A 13,705-nucleotide genomic window follows, 5' to 3' on the forward strand; every position below is an offset into this window, starting at 1 on the left:
CAACACGTCAATAAGCCGGTGTTCGAGGCGGGTGTGGGGGGCGAAGCCAGGGCCCGGGGGTCAGCCTTCCCTGGTGCATGACGGCGCGTTTGTGCGGAGGGTTCGGAATCCGTCGAAGCCGTGATAGCTGCCCATGCCGCTGGGACCCACCCCGCCGAAGGGCAGGTTGTGTTGCACCAGGTGGAATATGCAGTCGTTGAAGGTGACCCCGCCGGAGCGGGTCTCCTGCAGCACGCATTCGCGCCGTTTCCGGTTGCGGTCGAAGTAGTAAAGGGCCAGGGGATGGGGCCGGGCGTTGACGAAGTCCAGGGCCTCCTCCAGGGAGTCATAGGGCACCACCGGCAGTACGGGACCGAAGATTTCCTCCTGCATGAGCCGGGTTTCCGGATCGGGATCGAAAAGCAGGGTGGGAGGGAAGACCCCGTTTCGGGCGTGCACTCCTCCCCGGCCGGGTTGATGGGTACCGCACGGGCACCTTGCGCCTGCGCCTTCTCCACCCCTTGCCGGAGGCTCCGGTAATGCTCGCGCCGAAGGATGCGGGTATAGTCGGATGGGTCCACGAGCCGGGGGTAGAGGCGGTTCACGGCTGCGCGCGCCTCCCGTTCGAAGTCTTCTTCCAGGCCGCGCGGCAGCAGCAGGTAATCCGGCGCCACGCAGGTCTGTCCCCCGTTGTAGAGCTTGCCGGTCATGATGCGCCGGGCCGCCGGGCCCAGCGGGTAGCTGCGGTGCACGATGGCGGGCGATTTGCCGCCCATCTCCAGGGTTACGGGCGTGAGATTCTCCGAAGCCGCCCGCATCACCTTCCGCCCGATGCGCGATGAACCCGTAAAGAAGAGAAGATGGTCAAGGGGTAGGGAGGAAAAATCGGCGGCCAGACCGGGTCCCCGGTGCACGCCGGTGCAGCGTAACCGGGGTCGAAGGTATGCTCCACGAGCCCGGCGATTTCCCCGGCCGCCCGCGGGGCGATTTCCGAGGGTTTGAGCATCACGTGCGTTGCCGGCAGCCAGGGCGTCGACCAGGGGACCGAGGGTCAGCAGCAGCTGGTAGTTCCAGGCGCCCAGGATACCCACCACACCCAGGGGCTGGTATTCGTACCGGGCGGAAGCCGGCAGCAGGAACCAGGAGCCGGGCACCCTCTCTCCCTTCATCCAGCTCCGCAGGTGCAGCTTCGCGTGGCGGATCTGGTCGTGCAGCGGAAAGAGCTCCAGCAGTCGGGTCTCGTCCCGGGACCGTCCGCCGAAGTCGGCGTCCAGCGCGCCCGTAAGCCGCTCCTCCCGCTCTCCCAGCTGTTCCAGCTTTTCGGCGCCCGTGCGCCGGCGGTAACCGGGCGCGCCAGTGGCAAAGGCTTCCGCTGTTGTTCGAGAGTTCCAGAGGAGTTCGTCTAGCTCATCGGTCTCTTCCCTTGAAGGTGTTCATGGAATCGTAGATGCCGAACCAGTCGCCCACTACCTTGTCGAACAGGCGCGATGGCAGCAGTCCCTTCAGCAGTGGCAGGCAGGTTCGACGATCCAGGGCATCCGCAGGCGGTCGGTGCCCTTGTCGATGGCCCGGACAATTCGGCTTGCTGTTTTTTGAGGTTCGAGGATAGGCAGGATGGGCGAGCGCACTCCCTCGAACATGCCGGTGTCGATATAGTAGGGGGAAACGGTGAGCACGTTCACGCCCGTCTCATCCCGCTCCATTTCCAGGCGCAGCGAATCGGACCAGCCGGTCAAGGCCCATTTGCCGGCGCAATCGGAGGCCATGCCCGGGTTAGCCAGCAAGCCGGCCGCCGAGGAGAATTCTGACGATGTGTCCCCGCCCGCGATCGATCATGGCGGGCAGTAGTTGCGCGCGCCAGAAGCATGGGCGCCAGGGCGTTCACCTCCATGGCGGCGCGGATAGCCTGCGGTTCCTGGGAAGCAAAGGGGCCGCCGGAGACTACTCCCGCGTTATTGACAAGCAGGTCGATTTGAATGCCGTCCTCCTTCAGTTCGGCCAGCGCCCTGCCTGTGGCCCGGCTGTCGGTAACGTCGCACCGCCTGCGCGGTGACGGCTCCCCCGGATCCTCGCAGTCGCGCCCGCCTCCTCAAGGGCCTGCGGGCGGTTGTCGCCATACCACCGGCGGGGCAATGCGCGTTCCAGCAGCAGGCGCCCCATGAGGAAGCCGATGCCGGAGGCACCCCCCAGTGACGAGTGCGGCCTGGCAGCGGATAGGTCGGACATGGCATGTATGGTTGGATGTTTGGGGTAAAGGTACACGATACGCCATATGCAACGCTTTGTCCAGCCGCTCCCGGCACGGACAGGCTGCGCTACCCGCGCCGGCGATCGCCGGCGGAGGGATTGCAGTTTCGCGCGTTCATGGGATACCTCCAGGTTTTGCCGCGCACCGACTCGATTTGATAGGGACCGGGTCCACCGGAGGAAAATATACCCGCCGAAGCGGCGACGGCAGACAGGACGACGATCACCCAGGACAGCATGGTCAGGGAACGGCGGTATTTCATGGCTCTGGATTTCAGTACCGGTGTTCTTGTTTCGGGGCCGGCGGCTGGGTCACCCGCGACCTCTAATCCTATATACCGCGCGCAAACGATATGTGCGATGTAGGGTGATCCTTTGCTTTGAGACAAAGGAGTATTGAGTTTTGCTCCATGATTTTATCCCAAGCCTGTGTTTCGACGCAATGCGTGCTGCCATCTACCTGGCCTCCCGGGAGGAAAACGACTATGTCTCCATCGGTACGATCAGCGAACAACTCGATATCTCCGCCTATTTCCTGACCAAGATCTTGCAGAATCTGACCAAGTCAGGCATGCTGGAGTCGCTCAAAGGGCCCAAGGGAGGGGTAAGGCTTAAACGCCCACGGACGAAATCCGGCTCATCGATGTGGTGGAGGCCGTGGACAGGGCTGGGACTGGTCACCGAGTGCGTGCTGGGACTGCCGGGATGCGGCGACAGCAAGCCCTGCCCGGTACACGAAGAGTGGGCCCGGGTACGGGGCGACCTGCAGGAGATGCTGGAATCGAACACGCTGGACGGACTGGCCGGCAAGGGCAAGAGCCTCAACCTGCGTATCACCGAAGACGGTAAGTTCGACTGGGCAGGCGACGCGGTCGTGATCACGCCGGTGTCTTCCGTCACGGTTGATGAGCCTGTTGTACCCAGCCAGGAATCGAACCTGGATCTGAGGTTCGGGAACCTCCGTTCTCTCCGATTGAACTATGGGGGCAGGTCCCAGCCGGACCCCTACGATAAGCATATCGCACGTTATAACGCAAGCGCCTGCTCCAGGGTATGGCGCCCGGCTCCGTCCTGGTAACATCCCGCCGGAATGCAGTACAGGAGGACCCTGTTGAGTCTTTCGCGCTGACCCGGATCATGAAATCATAGCCTCCTGTTCCTGCGCGCTGTTGCCGGCCGTCCTGGCGGCCTCCACCCGACGCCGCGGCCCAGGTCACCGTCCGGGGCACGGTGACCGACGCCGAAACGGGCGAGACCCTGCCCTCCACCAATATCTCCATCGAGGGCACCTACCGGGGCACGATCACCAACACCGACGGCCGCTATTCGCTGACCATCGCCGACTCCCTGTTGCCCGCGCGCCTTCGCGTGCGCTTCCTGGGTTACCGAAACCCGGTACCGCACGGTAGACGCGGAATCAGATCCTGTGCAGGACTTCCGGCTTAAACGCTCCGTCCGGGAGCTCGGCCGGCTGGTGGTAACGGGCGAGGATCCGGCCGTCCGTATCATGCGGGAGGTGATCCGCCGCAAACAGATCTGGCGGGCCAACCTGGAGAACTACCAGGCGGAGGCCTACACGCGGCAGGTGCTTTCCAGACGACACCTCCATCGTCATGATCAGCGAGACGTCTTCCACGGCGTACTGGGACAAGGGCAGGGGACACCGTGAGGTGGTTCACTCCGGCGGCAGACGGCCAATATTAGGGAGAGCGAGAATTTCGCCGGCGTCAGCTACGTGCCGAATTTCTACGATGACGATATCGACGTGGCCAGCTACGACGTGATGGGGGTCACGCATCCGGACGCCCTGGACTACTACCGCTATGAGATCGTTGATCGCACCACCCTGGACGGCAAGACCGTCTACGAAATGAAGGTCACGCCCAGGCGCAAACTGCAGCCCCTTTTCGAGGGCACCATCTGGGTACTGGACGAGGAGTATGCCCTGCTGGAGGTTCGCCTTCGTCCCAACGACGTGGTGAACTTCCCTCCGCCCATTCGCGGCTTCGACACCTACTACGAGCAGCAGTTCGACAACTACGGCCGGGAGTTCTGGCTGCCGGTGGACATGCGCATCGAGGGGAGCGTGAAGATCTCCATGATCGGACTGGAATTCCCACGCATCGCCTTCCGCCAGGTGGCCCGCATCACCGACTACCGGGTGAATGAGGGCGTGCCCGACTCCCTTTACGAGCAGGGAGGCACCTTTGCGGTGGACACCACCTCCGTGGCGGGCGATAACCTGGCCGGCCGACGGCTTGAGCCCATTCCCTCTCGCGGATCGAGGAGGAAGCCTATGCCAACCTCGACAGTACGGCCACCCTCGAGAAGGCTTTCCAGCCCAAGGGTTTTCTCGTCACCCTGCTGGACCTTGACCTGTCGGACGATGGCGACGGCGGCACCGGCGGGGGAGGCGGGAGCGGATCCGGTTCGGGCGGTGCAGGCGGGAGTTCAGGAGGCGGATTCTGTCTCCCGGGGAGCCTGTCGCCGGACCCGCGCTTCAACCGGGTGGACGAACTCTATGCGGGTGCCCGCTACGAGGTGGAAGTGGCTGACGACGTGGACCTTCAGCTGGGCGGCGGCTACAGTACCGGCTACCGCTCGTGGAGCTACGGGGGTGGCCTGGCCTACGCTTTCTCCTGGGGAAAAGGATTCGGCCAGCGCCTCTCCGCCTCCTGGCGCGCCGGCACGGCCACCCGTTTCGACTCCTTCGTGTACCATCCCTACATGACCCTGCTGCCCAACGTAATGGGCTACCGCAACTACTTTGACTATTACCGCAGCGAGGGACTGGAGCTGTCGACCACTCTGCAGCTGCCTCGCCGCGACCTCTCCCTGCGGGCGGGCTGGCGCAGCCGGGAACACCGTTCCCTGGAGGCCAACAGCGCATGGGATCTCTTTGGAAGGGGCAACACGGCGCGCTACAACCCACCGGTGGACGAGGGGAGGCTGGCCTCGGTGTTCCTGGAGGCCGGCTACAACCGAAACGAAGGTTACAATTTTGGCATTACGGGGATGAACCGCATCGAGGTGGGACTGGAACACGCCCATCCCTCCCTGGGCGGCGACTTCAGCTTCACACGCCTGCAGGGCCGTATCGACTGGAATTTTCCGACCTTTCTGCAGCGCCGTCTCTTTCCCAACACCCTCGATTTTTCGCTGGCGGGAGGCACCAGTGCGGGCGAGCTGCCCCTGCAGCGCATGGGAACGGTGGACGGATCCCTGGGCTGGTTTTCGCCTTTCGGTACCCTGAAGACGCTCCGCCACCGCCCCTACGAGGGCGAGCACTGGCTGGGACTCACGGCCGAGCACAACTTCCGTACCGTACCCTTCGAGCTGCTTGGACTCCGGCCCCTGGTGCAGCGCCACTGGAGCCTGATCGTGTTCGGGGGTGCCGCCCGTACCTGGATTTCCGACCGGCGGCGTGCCGAACTGGAGAGCGCCTACGGGTTCCGGCCTGTCACCACCTCGCCGGTGCATTTTGAGGCGGGGATTTCGCTCAACGGCATCCTGGGCCTCTTCCGCGTGGATTTTGCCCGGCGCCTGGACGAGCCCGCCTTCATGATCAGCCTGGGCGCTACCCGGTTCTTCTGAGGTGTCCGGATAAGGCGTCCCCGCCGGCATTTCTTTTCCATAAAAAAAGCGGGTCCCGGCATGGCCGGGACCCGCTTGAAAGGTCAAGAGCTTTCTAACCGTGGCTCCGTCCGTCAGTTACCCGGACGGTACTGGAGCGTGCTGACGGGATGCGACTCGGCGCGCCGGTTCTTGCGGCAGCCCGGCCCGGGATCCTGGTCCATGCAGGGAACCGGGGCCTTGCCGAGTCCGCGCGAATTGATGCGGTCGGCAGAGATGCCGTTCTCGATGTAGAAGTTGGTGGTCGAGGCGGCACGCCGCTGGCTGAGGCGCTGGTTGTACTGGTCACCGCCCACATGGTCGGTGTAGGCGTCGATGCGGATGTTGAAGCTGGGTGCGTCCATCAGCTGCTGGATGTTCTCCTTCAGCAGGCGCGCGGCTTCGGCGTCGATGTCTGACTTGTCGAAGTCGAAGTTGATGGTCGCCAGGTCACCCTCTTCCAGCCAGGCGGGGTCGGATGCGTTGTTGGGGTCGGTGCCCATCTCGATCTCCTGGGCGTCGGAAAAGCCGTCGCCGTCGCTGTCGCGGTTGTTGGGATCGGTGTTGTGGGTCATGACCTCGTCGTAGTCGTTGAGGTCGTCCCCATCGCTGTCCGGGTTGTTGGGATCCGTGCGATACTCGGTTGATCTCGTCCCCGTCGTTAAGTCCGTCGCCGTCGGTGTCGGGGTTGTTGGGGTCGGTGTTGTGGGAATTGACTTCAGCCCCGTCGGTAAGTCCGTCGCCGTCGGTGTCTTCGTTGAGGGGATCGGTATTGTATTCGTTCACCTCGTCGCCGTCGGTGAGTCCGTCGCCGTCGGTGTCAGGGTTGTTGGGGTCGGTGCCCAGGTCCATCTCTTCGGCATCGGTCAGTCCGTCACCGTCGGTGTCGACCGGCTCGGTTTGCTGCATCGTATCCTCTTGAGACTTACAACCGTATTGGACCGCAACGACGCCGCCCATCAGGAATAAAACGAGTAGTAGGTTGAGAGCTCTTTTCATCTTGGTGTTACTCCTCTATTGGTTTGATTGAAATATTGGGACTGATTTTGGTTGAGATCCTCTTTGCCCGCAGATTAAAAGGAAAGCTCAAAATAAGGAACCTTGCCGATTCGGACAGGGAATCGTGCGTGCAAGAGTTGGCGTGAAAATGAAATCCGCCCTATACTGGGGAGCCTTCCGAACGGGGCTATAGCTCAGCTGGCTAGAGCGTCTTGCATGGCAGCGCGAGAGGTCCGGGGTTGAATCCCCGTAGCTCCACTCCACCTGAGTTGCGGCTGTTGACATGGCATGTAATCCCTGGCATACCCGTCTCAGCACGTGGTTGCCTGTTGATCTCGTTTAGCTTACTGTTTTCCGTAATTGATGTAAATCAATTCCGGGCGACATGTATGCTGGTCGTTTGCCGTGAATCATGGAGCCGAAACCGACAGTGATATTTGAGACCGTTTGCGGTCTTGCGATGTTCGCTACATACGCCGCGGCTTACTTGTATATTCAGTCTTCGAGGGTAGGCCCCACGCAGCCAGCTCCCTCTGAACTCCGTCAGGACCGGAAGGTAGCAGCGGTAGGAGGTCGTAGCGGCGTGATGTGGGTAGCTTACCCTCTCTTATCTCAGGCGATCCCCTACACGATATACTCCCCGATCCGGCTGCTTGAAGTGCCTTTTTGCCCGCTTCAGCCCCTCTTTGCGGCTATATGTTCCGCTATATGTTCGGCATGCACGCGCGAGTTCTCAATGAACAGGCTGCTGGTGTCCATGCCCGCGTGCGCGCGCCCTGCCACGTCAGAGCGCCGCGTCGCGTGGTTTCCAGGCTCGTGTCGTCAAAGCGGGGTCATGTCGCTTCTCTGCATCCCTCCGTCAGCTCGATGCCGAAGCGGCGCATGAGCTCGTAGTTGGGCTTGTGCTCCCGTCATGGCCAGCACGGAATACGTTGGGAACGGCTTTTTCGCCCTCAGGCGTTTCCAGCACCACCTCGTGCGGACGTATTTCGGTCACGTTGGTATTGAAATACCCTGTGATCTCCCCTTCGGCGATGCGGTTTTCGATGGCCGGCTTCACCCAGTACTTGACCGACTCCTTGAGGGCGTCCCCGCGCACGGCCATGCTTACCTCGGCGTTAGCGTGCCAGGTCTCCAGCGCGGCATCCACGGCGGAGTTTCCCCCGCCGATGACCAGCACCTTCTGCCAGGCGTAGGCGTGGGCCTCATCGTAGTAATGCTTTACCTTGGGCAGCTCCTCGCCCGGCACGTCCATCATGCGCGGCACGTCGTAGAAACCCATGGCCGCCACCGCTTCTTTCGGCTTCGTAGCGGTCCTTGTCCGTCTGCACGGTAAAATCGCCGTCCGAACCTTCGATGGTTTGAACTTCCTCGTAGAGACGGACCGGCAGTTCGTGGTGCTCGGCCGCCCGCCGGTAGTATTCCAGGGCTTCCCGGCGGGTGGGCTTGGGACCGTGGGAGATGAAAGGAACCCCGCCTATCTCCAGTCTCTCGGAGGTCGAGAAGAAGGTCATGTCTTTGGGATAGTTGAAGATGCTGTTGACCAGGCAGCCGCGTTCGATGATGCGAAAGGGAATGTCGCGTTTCTTGAGGGCGATGCCGGTGGCCAGGCCTATGGGACCGGCTCCGATGATGATAACCATGGGTGAGGGTTTGCGGTGAATGGGTCTGGAAGGGCAAAGATCCGGGAAGGTCGGCGAGGCTCATGGACTGCGGGGCAGGAGAGCGCGCCGGAGAGCCCGTACAGGTTGAGCCGGTCGCCGTATACGTCCCGGAAGCCCACGTGCCCCCCGCTTCCGGTAAGTACGTAATCCAGGGTCGGGGTTCGGCCAGGATCTTGTGCATGGGCAGGGCCTGCCGCCCGGGCAGATGGGGTCCTCGCGGAGAGTGCTGCGAGCAGGCTGGGCGTGCGGATATTTTCCAGAAAGCGGCGCGCCGAGCCAGGTCTGATGGTAGTCCTCTGCCCCAGTCGAAAGAGCCTGGTGTACCGGCCCGGTCACCTGGTCGTCGAAGGCGTAAAGAGTGGTACCCTCGAAAGCCGGCAGATCCGGGTGGCGCTCCCGCTTCCGTGCCGGTTTCCAGGCGGAGCGTGCGAGGAAAGAGCTGCTCGTAGACCCCGGTTGGAGCCGCAGCCGCGAAAGCGCCAGGTGGAACCCGGTTTCAGCGGATCGTAGGGAGCCGAAACCGCCGCCGCGGCGTAGAGGGGACTGTCCCGCCTCTCCTCCCCGGGTACTTCGGTAGGGCGCTGGCGCCCAGCCGAAAAGCCGACAGCGGCCAGGCGGCGTCCCTGGGAAGTGCCGCCCCGCCGAGTCAGAAGACCGTGCAGTAGTCGTCCGTCTCGCCCGGAATGGTCGAAACGCGCCCGGCGGTTCAGGCGGCTGCCGCGGCTTCGGAAGTTGACGGCGGAGACGGAGAAGCCCTGCCCGGCCAGCGCGCGCATCATCGAGGCCGTGTAGTAGCGGTCGGAGGAGCCCTCCAGCCCGTGAAAAAGGACCACGCAGGGGCCTTCGTTGTTTTCGCCGGCAAGATCGAGTTCCAGGAAGTCGCCGTCGGGGGTGGGAATCTCCACGCGTCGGCAGGGCGGCTTGCGGGTGTCTCCCAGCAGGGAGCTGGCGATGGTATGGGCATGTCCCCCTCGGCGCCCGGCCGGCCCGGGCGAAAGGGATCTGGGATCTCGCAGGGATGTCTGCATGCGTAGGGGTCGGCTTGCTGCGGCCGGCGAGCACGGCCCGCAACAACTTTAAATTTTTACTACCGAAAGCGGTAAAAAGATTCGAACTCTCTGTCCATAAGTATCTGTGTGTCGGTTCGACAACCCGAAAGAGAAGAGCCACACAGCAAACGATGACCCACAGATTTGACGAAACCGAGCCGGTGCAGACCCATTCCAACAAGAAGACCGTATCGGCCTCCCGCGTGCGCATGAACGAACTGGTCATGCCCAACGACACCCGACCCCTGCGGCGGACCTGATGGGGGGGCGCCTGCTGCCGCTGGATGGACGTATCTGCTCAGCCATTTCCGCCCAGCGGCACTGCAACCGTAACGTGGCGACCGTATCGGTGGACAACGTGGAGTTCAAGAACGCCATCAGAGCTGCGGCGAGGTGGTGGTGATCGAGGCGGAGGTGACGCGAACCTTCACCTCTTCCATGGAAGTGGCCATGCAGGTCTGGTCGGAGAACCTGCGCACCGGAGGTCGGGAGCTCTGCGCCGCCTTCTTTCTACACCTTTGTGTCGGCGGAGCGCCGACGGAAAGCCGGTGCCCGTGCCCGACATCGTCCCGAAGCGATTTCGAGAAGGAGCGCGGACGGGGCTGCCGATTGGCGCAGATGCGCCTTAAAGGTTTGCCAAGCGGAGTCGTAAAACCCACCGGAAAAACAAAAGCTGAGCGCCATGGATCCTGACCCAACGGCCCCCGCCAGGCGAAGCGGACCGGTTCCACCCACCTCTGGAACGGGGTACCTGATGGTGCAACGCATTGCATGCCATCGACCTGGGGCACCAACTCCTTCCATGCGGTCAGTCGTGGACATCTATTCCCGACGCAGCTTTCGGACGGTGGACAAGCTCAAGGAGATGGTGAACCTGGGTGGGAGGTATATGGATCGGAAGCTGGGCGTGGAGGCCATGGAGCGCGGCATCTCGGCCCTCCGCGGAGAATCGAGGTTCTCTGCGAAAGCCAGGGGGTGGAGCACATCCTGGCCTATGCCACCAGCGCCATTCGCCGAGGCGGAGAACGGGGGGGAGTTTATCCAGCGTGTTGATCGACGAGATCGGCATCAAGGGCCCGCGGCATCTCAGGGCATGATGGAGGCGCGCCTGATCGCCCGCGCGGTGATGCGCGCGGCTCACCCTGGACGAGCAGCCCGTGCTGATGGCCGACGTTGGAGGGGGCAGCGTGGAGCTGACCGTGGCAGATCGCGACACCTTCTACCACGCCTGCAGCCTGGGGGTCGGGGTGGCGCGGATGGCGGCCGCCTACGTGCCGTCGGACCCTCCTGCCAAAGGGGAGATCAGGAAGCTTCGGGCGCGCTACCGCGAGGAGCTGGATCCCCTGGCCCGGGTGCTCCGGGAGCATCCCATCAAGACCCTCATCGGCTCTTCGGGCACCATGGAGAACATTGCCCTGATGGTCGCGGCCCGGAAGACCCTCAACGCCTCCCTCACGCTCAATGAGCTGGAATTCAGCCGCAGGGATTTCCGCGACTTCTACCGGGAATTCATAAAAATGGACCGCGGTGAACGACTGGAGCAGAAGGGCCTGGAGCAGAGGGTGGATCTGTCATATACCGGCACAGTGCTGCTGGATCACCTGCTGAAGTCTTCGGCATCGACCGGTCAGTCCGCGAGTCGGCCCTGCGAGAAGGGATGATACTTGACTATATCGACAAGGAAAAGGAGCGGCTGGACATGGAACTCAAGGTTAGCCGGGAGTTCGCGCCGACCCGCGGCGGCGCAGTGTGCACGAACTGCTGCGAAAGTGCAACTGGCACGAAGCCCATTCGCGTCATGTGACTAGCCTGGCCTTGCAGCTTTTCGACGACCTGCAGGATGAGCTGGAGCTGCCGGACGGCAACCGCGGGGCTGCTGGAGTATGCCTCGCTTATGCACGACATCGGCTATCACATCTCCACCGCAAGCACCAGCAAGCACGCCCTTTACCTGATACGCAACGCCGATCTGAAGGGCTTCCGGGAAGACGAGATCAACCTCATCGGCCAACGTGGCCCGCTACCACCGTCGCTCCACGCCCAAAACAGGCACAAGCGCTTCCGAAAACTGGACAAGCCGCTCAGGAAGAGAGTGCGGAGGCTTTCCAGCCCTGCTGCGGGTGGCCGACGGGCTCGATCGCAGCCACTACCAAAACCTTCGAAGGTTGGAAATGGAAAAGGGCGAGGAGCGCATCCGGCCCTGTTCGTCCACCGAATCCGACCCGGAGCTGGAAATCTGGGGCGCCATGCGCGAGCGCCATCTCTTTGAAGAGGTGACCGGACGCAGCCTGCAGATTCACCGTGCGCGAAGGCGGGGTGGTTGAAACCGAGCAGCCGGATCCCCTTCCCGAGTACAAGTCCTGAGGTCCGCAACGCGGCAGGCATGCCTGTCAGTATCCCGCAGCGTGCCCGTCCTTGCGCGACTCGGAAGCGCCGATCCAGACCTCGTTTCGAGTACCCACATGATGGCCTGGTAGCCCCCGTAGCCGCCGATGTCGTAGTCCACATCGTGTCCCATGCGATGAGCTTCCGCACCACCGAGTAGGGGATGGCCGACTCCAGGTTTACCTTACCGCCGTCCCGAAGGTAGTCGCCGGCCGCGTCGGTGGGCTGGGTGGAGCCCGTGTGGCGCCAGCGGGGGTTGTCGCCCGCCTCCTGCAGGTTGATGCCCGAAGTCGACGATGATTGGTCAGGATCTGGGCGTGGCCCTGCGGCTGCATCGCCGCCGCCCATGAGCGCCGAAGCTCGCGGGGGGTCTCGCCGTCGCGGCGTCGCGAGGGCGGGGATGATGGTGTGGAAGGGATCGCTTGCCGGGCGCGTAGCCGTTGGCAGTGGTCGGGGTCGATGGATGAAGAGCTCGCCGCGGTCCTGGACACGATCGGCAGCCCGGGCAGGGGTCGATGCCACGGACCCAGTGCCGCGGTAGTTGCTCTGGATGAGGGAGACCATGCCAGCCGGCGCTGTCGGCCGTGGTCAGGTAGATGGTGTCGCCCTCCTCCGGGAGTTCGCCGGCCCGCACGTTGAAGCTGGCGTCCCCGCCGATCTGCCCGCGGCGCCGGGCGGCGTACTCCTCGGAAATAAGCTGCTGCACCGGCACGTCGGCGAAGTCCGGATCGGCGTAGTATTTGGCGCGGTCCTCGAAGGCCAGTTTTTCCTCCACCATGTGGTGCAGGGCCTGGGCCGAGTTGCGTCCCATGCCGGCCAGGTCGTAGCCTTCAAGAATCTGCAGCATCTGCAGGGCGGCGATGCCCTGCCCGTTGGGCGGCAGCTCGTAGACCTCGTATCCACGGTAGTCCACCGACACCGGCTCCACCCAGGTGGAGGTGTGCTGCTCGAAGTCGGCCTTGCGCAGGTAGCCGCCGTTCTCGCGCATCCAGGCGTCGATGCGGTCGGCGATCTCCCCCTCGTAGAAGGCGTCACGGCCGCGTTCGGCCAGCAGGCGGTAGGTGTCGGCCAGTTCGGGCCGCGTCATGATTTCGCCTTTTTCGGGGCACGTCCGTAGACGTCATCTCCTCCCTGAAGGCACCTGGCCGGTCGTTGTGGATTCGCGCGCCGATGTCCCAGTAGTAGGCGATCAGTTCGCTCACCGGGGAATCCCTCCTCGGCGTACCGGATGGGATAAAGACCCAGAAGGAGGCTCATGGGCATGCTGCCCAGCCGGTCGTGCAGGCTGAACCAGCCGTCCACCGCCCGGGACGGAGATGGGCAGCATCCCGTAGGCAGAATGGACGAGCGGTCCCTCTCCTCCAGCTCCTTCTGAAGATCCTCGTAGTTCATGCCCATGGGCGATCGCCCGCTGGCGTTGAGGCCGTAGAGCTTCCGGTCTTCGGCCGACCAGACGATGGCGAACAGGTCGCCCCCGATACCGCTGCCGGTGGGCTCCATGAGTCCCAGCGCCGCGTTGGCGGCGATGGCGGCATCGATGGCGTTGCCCCCGTCTCGGAGCACCTGGAGGCCGACCTGCGTGGCTAGGGGCTGGGAGGTGGCGACCATCCCGTTGGCGCCGATTACCTCCGAGCGGGTGGCGAAGTTTTGGCCGGTGATGCGGTCGGGCTGTGCCTGGACCGCAGGCGCCAGCAGGCCGAAGGAGAGCAGGACCATCAGGAAAGAGCAGAGCGGTTTCATGGCGGGACTGTTCGAAGAGGATTCTGGGCA

The 13,705-nt window shown here is 63.4% G+C and carries 16 protein-coding genes, 1 tRNA gene, 1 other RNA gene and 3 pseudogenes; 10 read left to right on the forward strand and 11 right to left on the reverse strand.

The window, feature by feature from the left end:
• Positions 1-60: 60 nt before the first annotated feature.
• A complete protein-coding gene (locus tag U5K31_09510) occupies positions 61-819 on the reverse strand; it encodes an aldehyde dehydrogenase family protein (protein MDZ7772961.1) in 759 nt (252 codons plus the stop codon).
• A gap of 158 nt (positions 820-977) precedes the next feature.
• Between U5K31_09510 and U5K31_09515 the strand changes: the two genes are divergently transcribed.
• The gene (locus U5K31_09515; GenBank protein MDZ7772962.1) at positions 978-1,385 is read left to right on the forward strand and encodes a hypothetical protein; all 408 of its coding nucleotides are present in this window, start codon (positions 978-980) and stop codon (positions 1,383-1,385) included.
• A gap of 96 nt (positions 1,386-1,481) precedes the next feature.
• On the opposite strand, the gene U5K31_09520 is transcribed toward U5K31_09515, so the two are convergent.
• On the reverse strand, positions 1,482-1,808 hold the full coding sequence (locus tag U5K31_09520) for an SDR family NAD(P)-dependent oxidoreductase (protein ID MDZ7772963.1): 327 nt from the start codon (positions 1,806-1,808) through the stop codon (positions 1,482-1,484).
• A gap of 486 nt (positions 1,809-2,294) precedes the next feature.
• Positions 2,295-2,489, reverse strand: coding sequence for a hypothetical protein (locus U5K31_09525; GenBank protein MDZ7772964.1), 195 nt, complete (start codon positions 2,487-2,489; stop codon positions 2,295-2,297).
• Positions 2,490-2,668: 179 nt separating this feature from the next.
• On the opposite strand from U5K31_09525, the gene U5K31_09530 reads away from it, so the two are divergent.
• From U5K31_09530 to U5K31_09545, 4 genes and pseudogenes are all read left to right on the forward strand, one after another.
• A complete protein-coding gene (locus tag U5K31_09530; GenBank protein ID MDZ7772965.1) occupies positions 2,669-3,304 on the forward strand; it encodes an Rrf2 family transcriptional regulator in 636 nt (211 codons plus the stop codon).
• 149 nt (positions 3,305-3,453) lie between these two features.
• Positions 3,454-3,672, forward strand: a pseudogene (locus tag U5K31_09535) (carboxypeptidase-like regulatory domain-containing protein).
• Positions 3,653-3,895 carry a hypothetical protein gene (locus tag U5K31_09540; protein ID MDZ7772966.1) on the forward strand — a complete coding sequence of 81 codons (243 nt, stop codon included), beginning with the start codon at positions 3,653-3,655 and terminating at the stop codon, positions 3,893-3,895. The pseudogene U5K31_09535 and the gene U5K31_09540 overlap by 20 nt, the downstream one beginning before the upstream one ends.
• 66 nt (positions 3,896-3,961) lie before the next feature.
• Entirely contained in the window at positions 3,962-4,957 is a 996-nt protein-coding gene (locus U5K31_09545; GenBank protein ID MDZ7772967.1) for a DUF5686 family protein, read from the forward strand.
• 976 nt (positions 4,958-5,933) lie between these two features.
• Here the strand turns inward: U5K31_09545 and U5K31_09550 are convergent.
• The 3 genes and pseudogenes from U5K31_09550 to U5K31_09560 all read right to left on the reverse strand — a co-directional run bounded on the left by U5K31_09550 (position 5,934) and on the right by U5K31_09560 (position 6,837).
• Positions 5,934-6,413, reverse strand: a complete 480-nt coding sequence (locus U5K31_09550) for an OmpA family protein (protein MDZ7772968.1) — start codon at positions 6,411-6,413, stop codon at positions 5,934-5,936.
• A gap of 1 nt (position 6,414) precedes the next feature.
• Positions 6,415-6,560: pseudogene (locus U5K31_09555) on the reverse strand (hypothetical protein).
• Positions 6,499-6,837, reverse strand: a pseudogene (locus tag U5K31_09560) (OmpA family protein). Before U5K31_09560 ends, U5K31_09555 begins: the two co-directional pseudogenes overlap by 62 nt.
• A gap of 183 nt (positions 6,838-7,020) precedes the next feature.
• Here U5K31_09560 and U5K31_09565 point away from each other — a divergent pair.
• Positions 7,021-7,095: transfer RNA gene (locus U5K31_09565), tRNA-Ala, on the forward strand.
• 248 nt (positions 7,096-7,343) lie between these two features.
• Positions 7,344-7,443, forward strand: an RNA gene (ffs, locus tag U5K31_09570) — signal recognition particle sRNA small type.
• 253 nt (positions 7,444-7,696) lie between these two features.
• Here ffs and U5K31_09575 read toward each other — a convergent pair.
• The 3 genes from U5K31_09575 to U5K31_09585 form a co-directional block, all read right to left on the reverse strand.
• On the reverse strand, positions 7,697-8,095 hold the full coding sequence (locus U5K31_09575; GenBank protein MDZ7772969.1) for an NAD(P)-binding domain-containing protein: 399 nt from the start codon (positions 8,093-8,095) through the stop codon (positions 7,697-7,699).
• Positions 8,043-8,480, reverse strand: a complete 438-nt coding sequence (locus tag U5K31_09580) for an NAD(P)-binding domain-containing protein (protein MDZ7772970.1) — start codon at positions 8,478-8,480, stop codon at positions 8,043-8,045. The genes U5K31_09575 and U5K31_09580 overlap by 53 nt, the downstream gene beginning before the upstream one ends.
• 353 nt (positions 8,481-8,833) lie before the next feature.
• Positions 8,834-9,529: a hypothetical protein gene (locus U5K31_09585; GenBank protein ID MDZ7772971.1), complete on the reverse strand. Its 696-nt coding sequence runs from the start codon at positions 9,527-9,529 to the stop codon at positions 8,834-8,836.
• A 152-nt stretch (positions 9,530-9,681) separates the two neighbouring features.
• Between U5K31_09585 and U5K31_09590 the strand changes: the two genes are divergently transcribed.
• The 3 genes from U5K31_09590 (at position 9,682) to U5K31_09600 (ending at position 11,874) form a co-directional block, all read left to right on the forward strand.
• On the forward strand, positions 9,682-9,810 hold the full coding sequence (locus tag U5K31_09590; GenBank protein MDZ7772972.1) for a hypothetical protein: 129 nt from the start codon (positions 9,682-9,684) through the stop codon (positions 9,808-9,810).
• An 882-nt stretch (positions 9,811-10,692) separates the two neighbouring features.
• Entirely contained in the window at positions 10,693-11,211 is a 519-nt protein-coding gene (locus tag U5K31_09595) for a hypothetical protein (protein ID MDZ7772973.1), read from the forward strand.
• A 351-nt stretch (positions 11,212-11,562) separates the two neighbouring features.
• On the forward strand, positions 11,563-11,874 hold the full coding sequence (locus U5K31_09600; protein MDZ7772974.1) for a hypothetical protein: 312 nt from the start codon (positions 11,563-11,565) through the stop codon (positions 11,872-11,874).
• Between the two features lie 365 nt (positions 11,875-12,239).
• Here U5K31_09600 and U5K31_09605 read toward each other — a convergent pair whose 3' ends face one another.
• Positions 12,240-13,022, reverse strand: a complete 783-nt coding sequence (locus tag U5K31_09605; protein MDZ7772975.1) for a gamma-glutamyltransferase — start codon at positions 13,020-13,022, stop codon at positions 12,240-12,242.
• Positions 13,019-13,675 (reverse strand): gamma-glutamyltransferase, encoded by a 657-nt coding sequence (locus U5K31_09610; protein MDZ7772976.1) that lies wholly within the window; start codon positions 13,673-13,675, stop codon positions 13,019-13,021. The genes U5K31_09605 and U5K31_09610 overlap by 4 nt, the downstream gene beginning before the upstream one ends.
• Positions 13,676-13,705: the final 30 nt, after the last annotated feature.

The organism is Balneolaceae bacterium, from assembly GCA_034521445.1.
Classification (GTDB): domain Bacteria; phylum Bacteroidota; class Rhodothermia; order Balneolales; family Balneolaceae; genus JAXHMM01.